Consider the following 18,705-nt stretch of genomic DNA (forward strand, 5'->3'; position numbering starts at 1 on the left):
ATTCATTCGCACATAAAGATCGTAGTTGCAAATTATTCGCAATAAGAAATCCGGAAACAGGGAAACTGTTCCGCGCAGCTTCACATTTTGCGAAACAGCAGTATTTCGGCCATGCTGGGGAGATCTGGTTGCTTCGCGAAACGTGGAGCAGAACCAGTTGATCGGAGAATGACATGGCGCAGGATAACGGCATCCGCGAGAACGAGGTTCAGGTCACGCCGCCGGAGGCGAACGATGCGGGGCTGATCTTCATCGGACGCATTTCGACCCCCTGGACCGCACGCAGCGAAACGCCGCGTCAGGGCAGCCATACCGGACCGATTTGCCGGATCGAGATATTCGAGCCATGGGTTGCGGCCCTGAAGGGCGTCGAGACATTCGAGAGGCTGGAAATCCTCTACTGGCTGCATCAGGCGCGCCGCGATCTGGTTCTGCAGAGCCCCGCCAGCAGCGGCAAGGTGCACGGCACCTTCTCTCTGCGCTCTCCTGTCCGGCCGAACCCGATCGGGACGTCGATCGTGGTTCTCGAAGGCGTCGAGGGCAATGTGCTTTTGGTGCGCGGCATGGACTGCCTCGATGGTACGCCGCTTCTCGACCTCAAGCCCGACCGGAGCCTGTTCAAGCCGATCGTGTCGCCGAAGCCCGGCGAAGCCAAGCCTGACAGCAACGCACCGACGGCGCATTACTGTCAGAAGGCTTAGAGCTCAGCCCTTCAGTGCAGGGCTGAAGCGGATCAGGCTGAGGATCTCGAACAGCATCTGCGCGCCCGCATGCGCCGTGTTGGTGGTCGTATCGTATTGCGGCGCCACTTCGACGACGTCGCCGCCGACGAAGTTCAGACCCTTCAGCCCATGCAGGATATCGAGCGCCTGACGGCTCGTCAGCCCGCCGATCTCAGGCGTGCCGGTGCCGGGCGCATAGGCCGGATCGAGGCTGTCGATATCGAAGGACAGATAGGTCGGGCCATCGCCGACGATTTCGCGCGCCTTGGCGATGACGGCATCGATGCCCATCTTGCCGATCTCTTCGGCATGAATGACCGTCATGCCGCTTTCGAAGGAGAACTCCCACAGATATTCGGCCGCGCCGCGAATGCCGATCTGGATGACCCGCGTCGGATCAAGCACTCCGTCGAGAACCGCGTTGCGGAACGGGCCGCCATGGTGGAACTTGGTGAGATCGTAGGCGCCGCCCGTATCGCAATGGGCGTCGATATGGATCATCCCGACCGGACGGTCGCGGCCGACCGCCTTGAGGATCGGATGCGTGATCGAATGATCGCCGCCGACCGACAACGGGATCACGCCCGCATCGATCACCTTGTTGAAATGCGCCTCGATATCGTCATGGCTCATCTCCAGCCGGTAGCGGCTGCGAAACGGCACGTCGCCGATATCGGCCACCTTCATCTCGAAGGTCGGCGCGGTCTTCAGCACGTGATTATAGGGACCGACGCGCTCGATCGTGCGCAGTGCCCGCGGCCCAAAGCGGGAGCCCGGACGGTTGGTGACGCCGAGATCCATCGGCACGCCGATCAGCGCTACCTGAAGATCGCCGAAATCCGGATTGTCCGCATCGATGTGGACGAGCGGCGCATCGAGAAGCGTCGGAACGCCCGCATAGGGGGCCGACCGCGTGCCGCTTGCGGAAAAGATCCGGTCGGCAACGGCGCGAAATTCCGGATCATGGATGCTGCCGCCGTGGCCTTCGCCGTATTTTGCTCGAAGCTCTTCCAGCTTTTTCGTGTCGAACGTCATGTCGGTTTCTCCAGGTCTTTCTTAAAGCTCTGCGCGGGCCGCTTCCAGCGCGTCGAAATGGTCTGATATCTCGGCGCCCGTGGCAATCCAGACGTCGGTTCTGCTTTGCACGTGGATCAGGAAATCGCGCAGCAGATGCCAGCGCATCGGCCGTCCCGAAACCTGCGGATGGAGGACGAGCGTCGTGACGCCGCCCCAGGCATGGGTCGCCTCGAATTCGTCGATCCACATCTGCAGCACCGCCTCGCGTCCGAAGATCGGCCGTGAACTGGTGCGGCTCGTCATGCCGAAATTCCAGTCGTCGAAGGCGAAGTTGACCGGGATCTCGATCAGGCCGCGCTCGCCGCCATGATCCGCATGCCGATAAGGCAGGATGTCGTCGCGGAAGGAGCTGGAATAACGCATGCCGGATTTCGAAAGATAGGCGAGCAGTTCCGGGAAATTCTCACCCGATGGCGCGCGGTAGCCGATCGGCCGCACGCCGAGCACCTGGTGCAACGCCTCATAGCCGCGATCGATTTCCTCAAAGGCCTCGTCGAGCTTGTCGCGGTCGGCCAGCTTGTGGAGATAGCCGTGATGGCCGATCTCGTGGCCAGCTTTCAGGATCGCTTCGCACTGGGCCGGATGCGCCAATGCCGTCCAACCGGGAATGAAGAACGTCGCCGGCAGCGCCAGTTCATCCATCAACGACACGATCTTCGAAATGCCGACGCGGGCGTCGTAGCCGCCATGCGAGGTGGTGACCATGCGATCGACATTGGACGGATTGTTGCCGATCCAGGCGGTTTCCGCATCCACGTCGAAGCCGATGAAGACGGCGCTTTTCGCGCCGTTCGGCCAGACCATGTCGGGTGTGGCAGGCGCCGGATTGAGCGGACGGGGGGAAAGGTCGAAGGGCATTATAAAACCTCCGGTCGGGAAGAATGCAAAGCCGGGCCACCGCTGAACAGATAGCCCGGCTTCCGATGCAAAACGGACTGGTCCGCCGACCGTCCGGCCTGAAGGAGATCAGGCCGGAGGCACCCGTTCTGCGACACGTGAAAGATTACTTCTGGGCTTCGCTGTTGACGTAGATGCCGTCGAGGGCAGCCGATTCCAGGTTCCACTTGGCAAGGATCGTCTTGTATTCGCCGCTGGCCATCAGGGCCTTCATCGCGCCGATATAGGCGTCACGCAGTTCGGTGTCCTTCTTGGAGAAACCGATGCCCTGGTAGATGGCAGTGAACGGCGCGCCGATCGAAACATACGCACCCTTCTCAAGCGTCATCAGGTAGGGAACGGTTTCCGAACCCTGCACGGCTGCATCGACGCGGCCCTGCTTCAGCTGGGTGCGGGCATCGGCCGAACCTTCGGTGCCGACGACCTTGACGGCCGGCAGGCCCTTGGCTTCGCAGTTGGCCGCGCTCCACTTCGCCGTTTCGTCCGGGAACGACGTACGGCGGCTCATGCCGACATTCTTGCCGCAGAGATCGGTTTCGGACTTCAGTTCATCCTTGCGGGCCGCCGTCGTATAGAACTGGGCGCCGGACTTCATGTAGTCGACGAAATCGAGAGCGTCGCGGCGCTTCGGCAGATCGCTCATGCCCGAATGGATGATGTCGACGCGGCCGGTGGCAACCGACGGCACCATCTGTTCAAAGCCGATATCCGACCATTCGACAGTCACGCCGAGCTGCTTGGCAAGCGCCAGGCCGAGATCGATATCGAGGCCCATCAGCGTGTTGGTGGCCGGGTCCTTGTATTCCATCGGCGGATAGTTCGGCGTGTTGGCAACGACGATCTTGCCGGCGGTCTTGATACGCGCCGGCAGGGCCTGAGCTGAAACCGAGCTGGCCGCAGCAACGGCTGCGAGGGCGACGATTGCGAATGTCTTGGTCATGATATCCCCTGTTCTCTTGTTTTTGGTCGACTGGTTGAACGTGAAGGCGGTCAGTTATGGACTGCCCGGATGAATTCCGCGGTGCGCGCGCTTTTCGGCGCCGACAACACTTCCGAAGCAGGGCCGGTTTCGACGACCTTGCCCGCTTCCATGAACGTGACGGTGTTGGCAACGTTGCGTGCAAACCCCATTTCGTGGGTGACGACGATCATGGTCATGCCGGACGCGGCCAGATCCTTCATCACGTCGAGCACTTCCGATACGAGTTCCGGATCGAGCGCCGACGTCGGCTCATCGAACAGGATGAGGTCGGGCTGCATGCCCATGGCGCGGGCGATCGCGACGCGCTGCTGCTGGCCGCCGGAGAGTTCTGAAGGATAATGGTTCGCCTTGTCGGAGAGGCCGACGCGGGCAAGAAGCGCAAGCGCATCTTCGCGCGCCTTGGCGGCCGGCTGGCCGAGAACCTGGACCGGTCCTTCCATGACGTTTTCGACAGCCGTCTGATGCGGAAACAGGTTGAAGCGCTGGAACACCATGCCGATGCGGCGACGCTGGCGGGAGATCTCCTTGTCGGCGAGTTCATGCAGGTTGTCGCCTTCGCGGCGATAGCCCATCAGCTCGTCATTGACCCAGATCGCACCTTCGTCCATCCGCTCCAGGAGGTTGATGCAGCGCAGGAACGTGCTCTTGCCGGAGCCGGAGGGTCCGACGATGCAGGCGACTTCGCCGCGCCGGACTTCGAGGCTGACCTTGTCGAGCGCCTTGAACGCATCGAAGCTCTTGGTGACGTCGATTGCCTTGACCAGAATATCTTTCGTCATGTCCAACCTCACATCGATGCTCTGATAGACTTCGATCCGCGCCCGTAATAGCGCTCGATGCGCTGCTGGATGACGGACAGAACGGACACCACGACGAGGTACCAGAAGCTTGCCACCAGCAGGAGTTCGAGAACGCGGGTGTTGGCGTAGTAGATGACCTGCGCATTGTGCAGGATTTCGGAAAACTGGATGACGCTGGCAAGCGAGGTGAGCTTGACCATGCCGATCACCTCATTGCCGACAGGCGGCACCATGACGCGCATGGCCTGCGGCAGAACGATGCGGCGCAGCATCTTCATCTGCGTCATGCCGATCGTGCGGGCCGCTTCGTACTGGCCGCTATCGACCGACAGAAGACCGCTTCGCACCACTTCCGACGTGTAGGCGCCCTGCTGGATACCGAGACCGAGCATGGCCGCCACAAACGGCGTCATGATATCGACGGTGCGGAATTCGAACAGGCCGGGAATGCCGAGCGTCGGGAAGATCAGCGCCAGATTGAACCACAGCATCAGCTGCAGCAGTGCCGGCGCGCCGCGGAAGATCCACAGATAGCCGATCGCGATCCACGACAGAACCGGGTTGCCGGAGATGCGCATGATGGCGATCACGACGCCGAGCACGATGCCGATCGCCATGGCAGCAACCGTCATGACCAGCGTGTTGACGAGGCCCTGCAGGATGACGGGCGCAAACAGGAAGTCGCGCACATAGGACCATTCGATCTGGCCGACGCTGAAGGCGCGGATAAGCGCTGCCATCAGCAGGATGACGATGCCGGCGGCCACATTGCGGCCGATATGCCGCTTCGGCACCAGCTTCAGATGGGCAACTTCGTACTTCGTGCTGTCGTCTGCAGCAACGGTCGTGGATGCGCTCATCGTGTGCCAGCCTCCGCAGAGTTTGCGGCAACAGCCGTCTTTGCGCCGATCTCTTCCAGTGCGAACTGACGGCGGGCGTCGATCGCTACCTCGAACCGGCCGATCTGGTCGCGCACCGCAGCGGGTGCCGTGCAGCCGTAACCGGTGCGGCTGGCAATCGCATGTTCGAGCGTGATCGCCTCAAGCAGGCCGGGGCCGAGACGCGGATCGATCTTCGGCAGATCTTCGACGGTGAGCCCTTCAAGATCATGGCCGCGCTCTTCGCAGTAGCGCACGACAGCGCCGGTGATTTCGTGGGCTTCGGCAAAGGTGACGTTCTGGCCGACCAGCCAGTCGGCCACTTCCGTTGCGAGCGTAAAGCCGCGCGGCGCTTCTGCCTTCAGTTTCTCGACGTCGAACTCCAGTGTCGCGACCATGCCGGCAAAGGCGGGCAGGATGAGCTGCAGCGTATCGATCGTCTCGAACAGGACCTTCTTGTCCTCGGCGAGATCGCGGTTATAGGCGAGCGGCATCGCCTTCATCGTGGCAAGGAAGCCCGTGACATTGCCGATCAGCGTGCCGGACATGCCGCGCGTCAGCTCGGCGATATCAGGGTTCTTCTTCTGCGGCATGATCGAGGAGCCGGTGGAATAGCTGTCATGCAGGCGCACCCAAGAGAACTGCTTGGAGCTCCAGATGCAGATTTCCTCGGCCAGACGCGACAGGTTGACGCCGATCAGCGAAGCGATGAACAGGAATTCGGCAACGATATCGCGCGACGCAACCGAGTCGATCGAGTTTTCCGCAGCTGCCGAGTACCCGAGCTCAAGTGCCGAAAGATCTGGGCGGTTGACGATGCCGGAACCGGCAAGCGCTGCCGCACCGAGCGGCGACCGGTCGAAGCGGCGGTCGAAATCGCCAAAGCGCTCCAGATCGCGCAGCAGCGACTGCGCATGCGCCATCAGGTGATGACCGAGCACGACGGGCTGCGCCGGCTGCAGATGGGTGAAACCGGGCATGACGGTTTCCGCATGCTGTGCCGCCTGCTCGCGGATCGCGTCCTCGACCTCGATCAGGCCGGCGGAGAGCTCGCGTGCCATGCGACGGAGATAGAGACGGGTATTGTTGGCGGTCTGGTCGTTGCGTGACCGGCCGGCGCGCAGCTTGCCGCCGAGAGCGCCGAGACGGGCCATCAGCAACCGTTCCAGAAACGTATGCACATCCTCGTCGCCTGCTACAGGCGTTTCACGGCCTGCCGAGACATCGGCTTCGATCGTGTCGAGCGCCGAGCGGATAGCTGAAAATTCCGCGGCATCCAGCACGCCGGCGCGCTTCAGCTCGGACGCATGCGCCCGGGAGCCGGCGATGTCTTCGCGATAGAGACGGAAATAGGAGGCAGGTGCCCGTGAAAGATTGGCCAGAGCTTCGGAAGGGCCGGACTTGAAACGTCCACCCCAGAGCTGCGCGGATGCCGACATGAGCAAACCCTTCTGTTCAGATAATGGGCAGGGATCCCATGTGCACCACGAATGGGCAAGCGAACTTATTTCCTTGGCCCTATGACAAAAACGACTAGCGCAAAACGGCGCGCTGGCGATAATGGATCGAACGCATCCCGACAAAACAGCGAGACCCTGATGGAGCAACGTCGCAGGCGCCTGCCGTCCACCGCATCGCTTCAGGTTCTGCTGGCGGTGGCCGAACGCGGATCGACGAGTGCTGCGGCGGAAACGACGGCGCTGTCCCAGAGTGCTGTCAGCAAGCAGCTGCTGGCGCTGGAGGAATTGATCGGCAGCCCCGCCTTCCTGCGCACGCCACGCGGCATGGTGGCGACCGAGGCCGGCCGCATCTATATCGATCACGCGCGCGTGGCATTGAAAGCCATGGAGGATGCGGCCCTGCTGGTCGCACGGCTGAAGCCCGGCCCGGGCGTGCTGCGCCTGCAGGTCCTGCCGATTTTCGGCGATCGCTGGCTGCTGCCGAAATTCCATCTGTTTGCGGAACAGCATCCTGACATCGAGGTGCAGTTCACGACCTTCATCTCGCCATCGCAGTCTGAAGTCCCGGACGGCATTTTCGAGTTTGCGGCGACGCCACAACACCGGGACAACAGCACCTATCTCTTCGGTCAAGACGTGCTTCTGGTGAGCGCACCGAACTATTTCGCCAAGGCCGGAACGCCTTGTGACATCGACGACCTTGCCGAACACGTGATGCTCGAACATCCCCAGACGCCGTTTCACTGGCAACATTTTGTAGCTCATCACAACCGCGACGGGGCCACTGTTCGCCACATTACCCGCTTCGGCTATTACACGATGGTGATCCGCGCCGCACTTGCCGGCCAGGGCTTGGCACTGATCCCGCGCGGCCTGATCCTCGACGAGATTGCTACCGGCAGGCTCATCAATCCGGCCGGCCTCGGTTACCGGAGCGATTTCGGCTACTGGTTCAGCACGCCCCATATCCATTCCAGCCCGTCCATGCTGACATTCAAGACATGGCTGACCGCGCAGCTGGGACCTGAACTGGACCGCCCGTAACCGCGACTGTCCACAGCCAGATCTGGCATGCCTGCCCCATACCCGCACACTTCTGTCGCAAAAAAGGACGGCACGAACAGTCGTGTCCAGAAATGGGAGCAGCTTGTTCAGCCCGCCAGCGGTTCGCGCTGTGCGGTGCAGCATCGACGCGGTAGCCTGAAACAGGGAGCTCTAACGAAACGGAGGAGAAGACCAAAGGTCAACGTTTTTCAAACAGGAGACACTTTGATGACCAAAACCGTTTTGAACGCCCTTGGCGAAACCTTGTATTACAGCGGCACATCCAAAGCCTGGATTTCAGCAACAGGTGCCGGCACCGCACTATCAGGCACAGCGGCCAATGATTCCATGTACGGCGACAGCGCCGTCAACGTGACCATGCGCGGCGGCACCGGCGACGACATCTATTACCTCTATTCCAGCATCAACCGGGCCGCTGAAGCGGCAGGCCAGGGCATCGACACGGTCGATACCTGGATGAGCTACACGCTGCCGGACAATATCGAAAACCTGCGCGTCACAGGTGACAACCGCTTCGCCTTCGGCAACGATCTCGACAACATCATCTCGGGCTCGTCCTCGCGCCAGACCTTCGATGGCGGCGCAGGAAACGACGTGCTGACCGGTGGCGGCGGGGCCGACACATTCATCGTCGCCAAGGGCAATGGCAGCGACCTGATCACCGATTTCAGTGCCGACGACAAGATCCGCCTCGATGGCTACAGCTTCACTTCCTTCGAACAGGTGGGCAACAGCCTGACCCAGGAAGGCGCCAATCTGCGGCTTGACCTCGGGGACGGCGACAGCCTCGTGTTTGCGGGCACGACAGCCGATGACCTGTCTGCCGACCAGTTTGCGCTCAGCCTCGACCGCTCGGTCCTGACGAAGACATTCGGCGACGAGTTCAACGCGCTTTCCCTGAACAACGGCACGAGCGGCACGTGGGACGCAAACTTCCACTGGGCGCCGGACCAGGGCAGTTCTCTGCCGACGAATGGCGAAAGCCAATGGTACGTGAACCCGCTTTATGCGCCGACCGCCGGCTACAGCCCGTTCTCGGTCTCAAACGGCGCGCTGACGATCACCGCCAAGAATACGCCGGATGCGATCTCGGACGCGGTCAACGGCTACGACTACGTGTCTGGAATGTTGAACACCTATTCGACATTCTCGCAGACCTACGGCTATTTCGAAATGCGCGCCGACATGCCGACCGACCAGGCGACATGGCCAGCCTTCTGGCTGCTGCCGGAAGACGGATCGTGGCCACCGGAAATAGACGTGGTGGAAATGCGCGGCCAGGACCCGAACACGGTTCATGTTTCCGCGCATTCCAATGAGACCGGCAAGCAGACCACGCAGACGTCTGCGATCAGCGTTCCCAGCACCGAAGGCTTCCACACCTACGGCATGCTGTGGACCGAAGAGGAAATCGTCTGGTATTTCGACGACGTGGCGATTGCCAGCGCCGAGACACCGTCAGACATGCATGACCCGATGTACCTTCTGGTCAATCTGGCCGTCGGCGGCGCGGCCGGAAAGCCGGGCGATCTGTCCGGCGGAGCCAAGATGGTCATCGACTATATCCATGCCTACGAAATCGACGACGACGCAGCGCCTACGTCGTCGATCTCAAGCGCATCGGACGACGGCCTCGTATAGGCCGTCTGCTGCCGCATGATGGCGGCGGCACCGAGAACCACGTCGGCCACCTGCAGCAACTGCTTGGCAAGCGGCGTCGAATTGCGCCAGATCATGCCGATGCTGCGGGCCGGTGGCGGTGAATCGAACCGCGAAATGGAGACCCGCGCGGAGCGGGTCTCGACCGGCACCGCCATTTCCGGAATGAGCGTGACGCCGATGCCGGCACCGACCATCTGCACCAGCGTCGACAGCGAGCTTCCCTCCATGATTTCCCGAGACAGGATCTCGCGCGGGCGGTTCGACCCGATGCCGCAGAAGGACAGCGCCTGATCGCGGAAACAATGTCCCTCCTCAAGAAGGAGAAGCCGCATTTCCTTGAGCGCATCCGGCTCCGGCACCGGTTTGTCGCCATCCTCACGGCTGCGCACCAGCACGAATTCCTCGTCGAACAGTTTGAGCTCCGTCAGTGAAGGCTCGGAGACCGGCAGCGCGACGATCGCCACATCGAGCCCGCCCTGCATCACTTCCTGCACCAGTCTGGTCGTCTGCGTTTCGCGGATCTCGACCCGGATCCCGTCGAATGCCCGGTTGAGCTCGTTGATAACAGATGGAAGCAGATAGGGTGCAACGGTCGGGATGACGCCGATGCGAAGCCGCGACAGAAACCGGTCCCGCGACGCGCGCGACAGATCCGCGAGTTCGTCGGCGGCCCGCACGATGTCGCGGGCCCGGAGCGCAAAAAGCTCTCCGAACGCGGTCAGCCGGACGTCGCGCGTGCCCCGGTCGAACAGGGCGCGACCGACTTGATCCTCGAGTTCCTTGATCTGCATCGACAGCGCAGGCTGAGAGATGGCGCAGGCTTCAGCCGCCTTGCGGAAACTCGCGTCGCGCGCCAAAGCCTCGAAATAGCGGAGCTGTTTGAGAGTAAAATTGGTCATAAGGTGAAATTATCGCAACCATCAGGAAATCCAACTTAAATTTATCGAAATGTTCCTGTAGGACTTGAGACACCGGGTTGCGACACACAATCCTCCCCTTTTCATGCAATGCACGACAGACAATCTAAGGAGAATGTCATGGACACGAAAACTGACACTGCGGGCAAGTGTCCCGTTGCACATGGCCAGAACCCCCAGGGCCATACGCCCCGCGGTCGCTCGAACCGCGACTGGTGGCCAAGCCAGCTGAACGTTCAGATTCTGCATACCCACACGGCACTGGCCAACCCGCTGGGCAAGTCGTTCGATTATGCCGAAGAATTCAAGACGCTCGATCTCGACGCCGTGAAGCAGGACCTTCACGCGCTGATGACCGATAGCAAGGACTGGTGGCCGGCCGATTTCGGTCATTACGGTGGTCTGTTCATCCGCATGGCCTGGCACAGCGCCGGCACCTATCGCATCACCGACGGCCGCGGCGGCGCCGGCATGGGCCAGCAGCGTTTCGCACCGCTCAACAGCTGGCCTGACAACGTCAATCTCGACAAGGCCCGCCGCCTTCTGTGGCCGATCAAGCAGAAATACGGCAACAAGATCTCCTGGGCCGACCTGATGATCCTGACCGGCAACGTTGCGCTGGAATCGATGGGCTTCAAGACCTTCGGTTTTGCCGGCGGCCGCGCCGACGTGTGGGAGCCGGAAGAACTCTATTGGGGTCCCGAAGGCAGCTGGCTGGGCGACGAGCGCTACAGCGGCGAGCGCGAGCTGGCCGAACCACTCGGCGCCGTGCAGATGGGCCTCATCTACGTCAACCCGGAAGGCCCGAACGGCAACCCGGACCCGCTGGCGTCTGCCCGCGACATCAGAAGCACCTTTGCCCGCATGGCGATGAACGACGAGGAAACCGTGGCGCTGATCGCTGGCGGCCACACGTTCGGCAAGACCCATGGCGCCGGTGATCCGTCGCTGGTCGGAACCGATCCGGAAGGCGGCGAGCTGGAATCGCAGGGCCTCGGCTGGGCGAGCAAGCACGGCACCGGCATGGGCGCCGACACGATCGGCAGCGGTCTCGAAGTCACCTGGTCCCAGACGCCGACCCAGTGGAGCAACTACTTCTTCGAAAACCTGTTTGGCTTTGAATGGGAACTGACGAAGAGCCCGGGCGGTGCCCACCAGTGGCAGGCGAAGAACGCCGAAGCTTCGGTACCGGACGCGCATATCCCCGGCCGCAAGCATGTCCCGACCATGCTGACCTCCGACCTGGCGCTGCGTTTCGACCCGATCTACGAGCCGATCTCGCGCCGCTTCCTCGAAAACCCGGCCGAATTTGCCGATGCGTTTGCACGCGCCTGGTTCAAGCTGACCCACCGCGACATGGGCCCCAAGGTTCGCTACCTCGGCCCGGAAGTGCCCGCCGAAGACCTGATCTGGCAGGACGTCATTCCGCCGGTCGATCATCCGCTGATCGACGATGCTGACATCGCCAACCTCAAGGAAAAGGTTCTGGCAACCGGTCTTTCGGTTCAGGAACTGGTGTCCACCGCCTGGGCATCGGCGTCCAGCTTCCGCGGTTCCGACAAGCGCGGCGGTGCCAACGGTGCCCGCATCCGTCTGAGCCCGCAGAAGGACTGGGAAGTCAACCAGCCGGAACAGCTTGCCAAGGTTCTCCGTCAGCTGGAAGACATCCAGACCGCCTTCAACACGGCCCATGCCGGTGCAAAGAAGGTCTCGCTTGCCGACCTGATCGTGCTGGCGGGCGCTGCCGGCGTTGAAAAGGCGGCGAAGGCTGCTGGTCACGATGTCGTCGTGCCCTTCTCGCCCGGCCGGATGGATGCCTCCGAGGCGCAGACCGACGCCCTGTCGTTTGCAGCACTCGAGCCCCGCATCGACGGTTTCCGCAACTACGTGAATGAAAAGCGCACGCAGTTCATGCAGGCGGAAGAAGCACTGGTCGACCGCGCCCAGCTTCTGACCCTGACGGCACCGGAAATGACCGTTCTGGTCGGCGGCCTTCGTGTTCTGAACGTTGGCACCCCTGAGCATGGCGTGTTCACGACTGCCAAGGAGACGCTGACGAACGACTTCTTCGTCAACCTCCTCGACATGGGCACCGTCTGGGCACCTGTTGCCGGCGAGCGTGGCGTCTATGAAGGTCGCGACCGCAGCACCAGCGCGCAGAAGTGGACTGCCACCCGCGCCGACCTGATCTTCGGCTCGCATTCGCAGCTGCGCGCGATTGCCGAAATCTATGCCCAGGCCGATGCCAAGACGAAGTTCGTCAAGGATTTCGTGGCCGCATGGGTGAAGGTGATGAACGCAGATCGTTTCGACCTGCGCGCCTAAAACAAAACCGGCCGGACGCAACACACGTTGCGCCCGGCCGATCTCTTTCTGGCGTCAGCGCTGGCTGAAGAACGCCGAGAGAGCATCGATATCGTCGTCCTGAAGATATTTTGCGGCATTCACCATCAGATGGCTCGATGACGTGCCGCCACGAACGGCGCCTCGAAACAGATCGAGCTGCTGCTTCAGATAGGCGGCATTCTGCCCCGAAAGTTTCGGATAGGCAGGGTTCGCACCCCCCTTGTCATGACAGCTGAGACAGACGGGGATCTTGTCCGCAGACCGTCCCTTCTCGGCAAGCTGCCGCCCTCTTTCCACAAGTGCCTGATCCTTCGGCGGCATGTCGCGTTTCGGGCTTTGCTGGCTGGCATAGTAGCGCGCCAATTCCGGCAGGCTTTCCTCCGGGAGCGTCCCGACCGCGACACCCATGATACCGCTCGGCCGCCTGTTGTCGTGGTAGGCCTTCAGGCTTTCCAGCAGATAGGTCTCCGACTGTCCTGCGAGGCGCGGAATTATGCTGCCGTCGTTGAGTTTTGCCTCCGCATGACAGCTTTCGCAGGTGATCGGCAGCGGCGATACTTCGCCGGCGGTTCCCATGCCGTGCAGCCCGGACGCGGCGATATAGGCCTTGCCGTCCATCTCGGGCAGTTTGCGCAAGAACGCCACCATCGCCCAGACTTCGTCGTCGCGTGTCTGCACCGGCCAGGCCGGCATGCCGGTAAAGCGAACACCATGCTTGACGATCTCGAACAGCTGTGCGTCGGTCCAGGTCGGCACGACTTCCTTGAGATCCGGTGGCGGTGGCAGCATCGACAGCACGGCATCGGAACGGCCCTGCGCCGGCGACCCGTGACAGGTAGCGCATCCGCTTTCGAAATGACCGGCGCCCGCAGGCACCAGGGCCGGATTGTCGAGCGGTGGCGGATCGACGGACATTGAGGCAGTGCTGACCGAATTGCGCATAACCCAATGCAGGAACCAGTCGGTCGCTGCCCAGTGTCCCGACGAGGCGCGCACGCTGATCAGGCCCGACCAGGCGACGCCGAAGCCGAGGATCGGCGCAAGGATGGCAAGAATGATCAGATGCTTCCAGCGGATCGTCATCATGCGTTCCCCTCAAGCTCAGGAGCCGGATCATGCCTCAGCATGCCGGCGAGCAGCGCCACGCCGCCTGCAAGATAGACGATAGCACCAACCAGCAGCATCACCACGCCGCCTGTCTGTTGATCGTTGAGCGCGGTGAGCGGAATGCCGAAACAGCTGACCTCCCCATCCCCATAAAGCGGCCGCGGCGACAGCGACAGAAGCGCGCCGAGGAGCGTCATATGCATCGAGGTAAACAAGAGGCCGAACGTGCCGGCAAGACGCCGCGCCTCGCGTCCGGATGCGGCACCGCCAAGACAGGAGAGCCACAATGTTAGCCCGGCCGTGAGAAACACCAGTTGCTCAAGCGCTGCGAACGGGACCGACCCTTCCGATAGCTCGCGCATGGCCGGAATATGCCAGCCCCAGACGGCAAACAGTTCCAGCACCGAGGCGAGCATCGGTGTGAGCCAGAGATGACCGGCCGTGAAATCGAAGCGCGTTCCGGACATGCCAAACGCAATCAGCGGCGATGCGATGGCAACGACACCCATATGGGCGACCATGTGCACCGAGAACGAGCCGCGATCGGAAAACGGCAGGATGCCGAGCCAGAGGACACCGAGGACCAGCGCCCCCGCGATCAGCGCAAGGCGTTTCATGGCTGGCACTCCGCAATGAAGATCAGCGGAATGGCCGCATAGACGACCGACACGAAGCTCAGGCCCGACAGAAGCAGCGTTGCAAACCCTTGGAACAGCGTGCGCGACGAGCGCGTCGGTTCGTCATGCGGCGCGTCCCTGGCACCGAACCCCCACTGGCGCCAGGCGAGATAGGCCGAAAGCACGATCATCGCGAGCGCGGCGAGTGTCACGACGACAAGCACGATCCGGACCGTATCGAAGCTGAACGACGCCGGCAGACGCTTGGCGCAGAAAACCGCGACCGTCGCATAGCAGATGATGAAATGCAGCGCCCAGACCACTGGCGCCGTAAACAGGGTCCAGAGAGTTTCGACCTCGCGGGGAATGACGCTCTTCATGATGCCACCAGCGGAAAGAGACCGAGCACACCGAATGTGACGACGGCGGTAAACGCCATGAAATGCCAGTAGAGCGTGACGTTGCGGATATCCTGGTCGTACTCGCCGGTCATGTTGCCGGTGAGGCTGCGGGCAAGGCAGTAGAGCTGCATCACGACGCCGACCACGCCGTGGATGACGGTCCAGAGAGCGATGACCCAGACGGTGGCCGGATAGACGTTGGAAGTCGGATCCATGCCGGTGAAATAAGGGCCAGCAAGACCGGCAAGCGAAGCGGCGATGGTCACGACTGCGGCGGCCACCAGTGCCGCGCGGCAACCGACCGGGCCCTTCTCGTTCAGCTGCCGGGCCAGCATCGTCAGGCCCCAGGCGGCAAGATAGAGGACCAGTGCCACCATCGGCCAGAACACGCCGGGGCCGGCACTGACACCGGTATAATCGTCATGCACCGTCCAGTAGAAGAAATAGCCGAAAATCAGGCTGGCAAAGGCCGTACCGTCGCCAACCATGGTGATGAACATTGCCCACCATCCGACAGATGCGGGGCCTGAGACATAGACCGGCAGGCTGAGGCCCAGACCGACATCGGTTTCAGCCGTATCCGGGATCTGCGCCGTACCCGTCCACAGCCAGTAGATGATGGCGATAAAGGTGATGATGGCGCAAATGATGGTGGGGATCCACCAATGGAAGGTGAGCGCGATAAACACGCCGCCCAGCGCCAGCGCGGCGATGATGGTGACATAGGACACGCCGCCGACGCGCAGACACTGGATCGGCGTGGCATCGAGCACCGAGGTGACCAGCGTCTCGCGCCGGCCGGATTTCGCATCCGGCAGATAGAACCGGCCAGCCTCGATATCGGCCTGCAGGTTGGGCTGGTCCCAGAGCGGGTAGCGGCTGGTGATAATAGGCACGGAGCGCATGCCCCAGCTTTCATCCGGATCGTTGGTCCATTCCAGCGTGCCCGAATTCCACGGATTGAGATTGCGCTCTGCCGGCTTTTCCTTCGGGCGGAAAATGTCGATCACGAAGGTGGCGACACCGGATGCAAAGATGAAGGCGCCGATGGTCGAGACGAGGTTGAAAATATCCCAGCCGAATTCTTCCGGGTAGGTAAAGACGCGCCGCGGCATGCCACGCAATCCGGAAAAATGCATCGGGAAGAACGCCGTATTGAAGCCTGTGAACATCAGCCAGAACGACACCTTGCCCCAGGTATCCGACAGCTTTTTGCCGGTGACGAACGGGAAGTAGTAGTAGATGCCGGCGACGATCGGAAAGAACATGCCGCCGATTAGAACGTAATGCAGGTGCGCCACGATGAAATAGGTGTCATGCGCCTGCCAGTCGAACGGAACGAGCGCCACCATGACGCCGGTCAGCCCGCCGATCACGAAGATGATCAGACCGCCTGCGCCAAACAGCATCGGCACCGAAAAGATCACCCGGCCCGCAAGCATGGTCGCGATGAACACGAAGATCTGCACCCCGGTCGGGATTGCCACCGCTTCCGATGCCGCCGAGAAGAAGGCGAGCGAAATCTGCGGCAGGCCGGTCGCGAACATGTGGTGGACCCACAGCCCGAAACTCAGGAAACCGGTGCCGACGGCGGCCAGCACGATCCACGAATAGCCGACGATCGGACGCTGTGAGAACGTCGGCACGATCATCGCCATTAGCGCGATGGCCGGCAGGAAGACGATGTAGACTTCCGGATGGCCGAAGATCCAGAACAGATGCTGCCAGAGCAAGGGATCGCCGCCGCGGGAAGGATCGAAGAACGGCCAGTTGAACATCCGTTCCATCTCGAACAGGATGTCGCCGGCAATCAGCGGCGGGAAGGCAAACAGGATCATCCCCGCGACGATCAGCAGATACCAGGCAAACATCGGCATCATGTTGATGCGCATGCCGGGTGCGCGGCATTTCATGATGCCGACGATGATCTCGACGGCTGCGGCAATCGATGCGACCTCGATGAAGGAGAGGCCGAGCAGCCAGATGTCGGCGCCGATGCCCGCATATTCCTTGTCGGTGGCAAGCGGCGGATACATGAACCAGCCGGCATTGGGTGCCGCGTTGAAGAAGATCGAGCCGCAGACGAAGATTCCGCCGAGCAGGAAGCTCCAGTAGCCGAAGGCTGATAGCCGCGGAAACGGTAGTTCGCGTGCGCCAAGCATGGAGGGCAGAAGAAAGATCGCGATCGCCTCGAAGATCGGCACCGCGAACAGGAACATCATGACCGTGCCATGCAGGGTAAAGACCTGATTGAACAGCTCGGCCGACATGAAATCATTGTTGGGAACCACGAGCTGCAGCCGGATCAGCAGCCCGAGAACGCCGGCAAACAGCATGAAGACGAACGCAGTCACGCCGTACCAGAGCCCGATCTCGCTGTTGTTGACCGAGGTCCAGTAGCGCCAGCCTTTGGGCGTTTCCCAGGTGTCGCGCAGCCTCTTTTCCTGGGCAGCGCGCTCCTCGGGCGAGAAATTTCCGAGTTCAACGCTCATTGAAGCCCCTTCAGATACTGTGCAATGCGATCGGTTTCGGCTTCAGGCACCATATTGTAATGCGGCATCCGCACACCGGGCTTGACGCCGGCGGGATCGCGCAGGAAGCGGGCGATATCGGCGGTGGTATTGCCGAGCGTGCCGGCACCGACCGAGCCGCGTTCGCCGAATGCCGTCAGATCCGGGCCGATGACGCCGCGCGCCTCGGTGCCGGAGATCGCATGGCAGGCGGAACAGCCGTGTTTCAGAAACAGCGCCAGTCCCTCGGCATCGCCGCCACCCGAAGCGCTGCGGCGGGATGCGAGCCAGGCGTCATAGGCCGGCTTTTCCATCACCTCCACGGTAAAGCCCATCAGCGCATGCGAGGTGCCGCAGAATTCGGCGCAGACACCGCGATAGGAGCCGGGCTTGTTGCCCTCCAGCGTCAACACGTTGCGACGGCCGGGGATCATGTCCATCTTGCCGCCGAGCACCGGGATCCAGAACGAATGGATGACATCGGGCGAGGTCAGCTGAAACGCCACCCGCTCGCCGACAGGCATGCGGATCTCGTTGGCGGTCTCGAAGGCGACAGAGCCGTCCGGATCGAGATAACGGACCCGCCACCAGTACTGCTCGCCGGTAACATCGATCTGTTGCAGCCCCTCACCGCCGCCTGAGAAAAACGGACGGACATTGGGCATCAGCCACATGGCGTAGGATAACAGCGCGCCGAGAACGATGCAGGGCATCACGGCGCCGCCCCATAGGATCAGCTTGCCCGCCCCCTGTTCGGAATGGGCGTTCTTCTTGCGCGCCGCATAAAACAGAAGCGCCACGACGCCGACCCAGATCACCGCGCCGCCGATCAGCATCGCGAAGAACAGTGTCGCGACACCCGCGGCTTCCCGTCCCGCGGGATCAAGCACCGACTGCACGCCGGAGCAGGAAACCATCAGCGGACAGAGGAGAATTAGGGAAAGGACTGCTTTCGCCGCAGGCAGAAGGGCGCGGACGATGACATCGTCGAAATAGGTTTGAGATCGGGTTGGCCGGCTGTCACCGGTCACGCGGTCATCGTTCATTCTGCTCTTCACCCCCGGCTCGAACAGGCGCAATGCACGACTTCGAATTTTGTTCCCAGCCCAAACGAAAATTTTTTGCCCGGTGGAAACGATAAGCGTTAAGGGCCGCGTCTCATCGAACTTCATGACAACCGCTCGCGAAAAGGAACTATCGCCCTCTGGCTCCGTTACGTCACCTTCGTTGACGATCCCGCCGTCAAGCAAGGGAGCAGGTTGAT

16 protein-coding genes are annotated in these 18,705 nt (G+C 61.8%); 4 read left to right on the forward strand and 12 right to left on the reverse strand.

The features are described 5' to 3' along the window. The first annotated feature begins 173 nt into the window (after nt 1–173). Nucleotides 174–701 carry a tRNA (N6-threonylcarbamoyladenosine(37)-N6)-methyltransferase TrmO gene (gene tsaA / locus G6K99_RS15495; RefSeq protein ID WP_174197083.1) on the forward strand — a complete coding sequence of 176 codons (528 nt, stop codon included), beginning with the start codon at nt 174–176 and terminating at the stop codon, nt 699–701. A gap of 3 nt (nt 702–704) precedes the next feature. On the opposite strand, the gene speB is transcribed toward tsaA, so the two are convergent. From speB to argH, 6 genes are all read right to left on the reverse strand, one after another. Beyond that, nucleotides 705–1,757, reverse strand: a complete 1,053-nt coding sequence (speB, locus tag G6K99_RS15500) for an agmatinase (protein ID WP_092659450.1) — start codon at nt 1,755–1,757, stop codon at nt 705–707. Between the two features lie 21 nt (nt 1,758–1,778). After that, a complete protein-coding gene (locus tag G6K99_RS15505) occupies nt 1,779–2,657 on the reverse strand; it encodes a polysaccharide deacetylase (protein WP_174197084.1) in 879 nt (292 codons plus the stop codon). Between the two features lie 145 nt (nt 2,658–2,802). Further along, entirely contained in the window at nt 2,803–3,636 is an 834-nt protein-coding gene (locus tag G6K99_RS15510) for an ABC transporter substrate-binding protein (protein ID WP_174197085.1), read from the reverse strand. A gap of 50 nt (nt 3,637–3,686) precedes the next feature. Beyond that, entirely contained in the window at nt 3,687–4,457 is a 771-nt protein-coding gene (locus tag G6K99_RS15515) for an amino acid ABC transporter ATP-binding protein (protein ID WP_113166437.1), read from the reverse strand. Nucleotides 4,458–4,465: 8 nt separating this feature from the next. Beyond that, nucleotides 4,466–5,338, reverse strand: a complete 873-nt coding sequence (locus G6K99_RS15520; protein WP_062461649.1) for an amino acid ABC transporter permease — start codon at nt 5,336–5,338, stop codon at nt 4,466–4,468. Beyond that, the gene (gene argH, locus G6K99_RS15525; RefSeq protein ID WP_174197086.1) at nt 5,335–6,795 is read right to left on the reverse strand and encodes an argininosuccinate lyase; all 1,461 of its coding nucleotides are present in this window, start codon (nt 6,793–6,795) and stop codon (nt 5,335–5,337) included. Before argH ends, G6K99_RS15520 begins: the two co-directional genes overlap by 4 nt. A 159-nt stretch (nt 6,796–6,954) precedes the next feature. Here argH and G6K99_RS15530 point away from each other — a divergent pair, with 159 nt between their 5' ends. Then, on the forward strand, nt 6,955–7,860 hold the full coding sequence (locus G6K99_RS15530; RefSeq protein ID WP_092659440.1) for a LysR substrate-binding domain-containing protein: 906 nt from the start codon (nt 6,955–6,957) through the stop codon (nt 7,858–7,860). A 228-nt stretch (nt 7,861–8,088) separates the two neighbouring features. Continuing rightward, nucleotides 8,089–9,522 (forward strand): family 16 glycosylhydrolase, encoded by a 1,434-nt coding sequence (locus G6K99_RS15535; RefSeq protein ID WP_174197087.1) that lies wholly within the window; start codon nt 8,089–8,091, stop codon nt 9,520–9,522. Here G6K99_RS15535 and G6K99_RS15540 read toward each other — a convergent pair. Then, nucleotides 9,453–10,442: a hydrogen peroxide-inducible genes activator gene (locus G6K99_RS15540; protein ID WP_174197088.1), complete on the reverse strand. Its 990-nt coding sequence runs from the start codon at nt 10,440–10,442 to the stop codon at nt 9,453–9,455. The two genes, G6K99_RS15535 and G6K99_RS15540, sit on opposite strands and share 70 nt — an antisense overlap. A 138-nt stretch (nt 10,443–10,580) precedes the next feature. On the opposite strand from G6K99_RS15540, the gene katG reads away from it, so the two are divergent. Then, complete coding sequence (gene katG / locus G6K99_RS15545) at nt 10,581–12,785, forward strand: catalase/peroxidase HPI (protein WP_174197089.1); 2,205 nt, start codon at nt 10,581–10,583, stop codon at nt 12,783–12,785. Between the two features lie 54 nt (nt 12,786–12,839). On the opposite strand, the gene G6K99_RS15550 is transcribed toward katG, so the two are convergent. Genes G6K99_RS15550 through coxB form a run of 5 tightly spaced genes read right to left on the reverse strand, consistent with a single transcriptional unit; the run spans nt 12,840 to nt 18,487 of the window. After that, nucleotides 12,840–13,892, reverse strand: coding sequence for a c-type cytochrome (locus tag G6K99_RS15550; protein ID WP_244631495.1), 1,053 nt, complete (start codon nt 13,890–13,892; stop codon nt 12,840–12,842). Beyond that, nucleotides 13,889–14,530, reverse strand: a complete 642-nt coding sequence (locus G6K99_RS15555) for a cytochrome c oxidase assembly protein (protein WP_174197090.1) — start codon at nt 14,528–14,530, stop codon at nt 13,889–13,891. The genes G6K99_RS15550 and G6K99_RS15555 overlap by 4 nt, the downstream gene beginning before the upstream one ends. Further along, the gene (locus G6K99_RS15560; protein ID WP_062581826.1) at nt 14,527–14,910 is read right to left on the reverse strand and encodes a hypothetical protein; all 384 of its coding nucleotides are present in this window, start codon (nt 14,908–14,910) and stop codon (nt 14,527–14,529) included. The genes G6K99_RS15555 and G6K99_RS15560 overlap by 4 nt, the downstream gene beginning before the upstream one ends. Beyond that, nucleotides 14,907–17,423 (reverse strand): cytochrome c oxidase subunit I, encoded by a 2,517-nt coding sequence (ctaD, locus tag G6K99_RS15565; protein ID WP_174197091.1) that lies wholly within the window; start codon nt 17,421–17,423, stop codon nt 14,907–14,909. Before ctaD ends, G6K99_RS15560 begins: the two co-directional genes overlap by 4 nt. Then, complete coding sequence (gene coxB / locus G6K99_RS15570) at nt 17,420–18,487, reverse strand: cytochrome c oxidase subunit II (protein WP_174197092.1); 1,068 nt, start codon at nt 18,485–18,487, stop codon at nt 17,420–17,422. Before coxB ends, ctaD begins: the two co-directional genes overlap by 4 nt. Nucleotides 18,488–18,705: the final 218 nt, after the last annotated feature.

Source organism: Neorhizobium sp. AL 9.2.2 (genome assembly GCF_013317225.1).
Classification (GTDB): domain Bacteria; phylum Pseudomonadota; class Alphaproteobacteria; order Rhizobiales; family Rhizobiaceae; genus Neorhizobium; species Neorhizobium soli.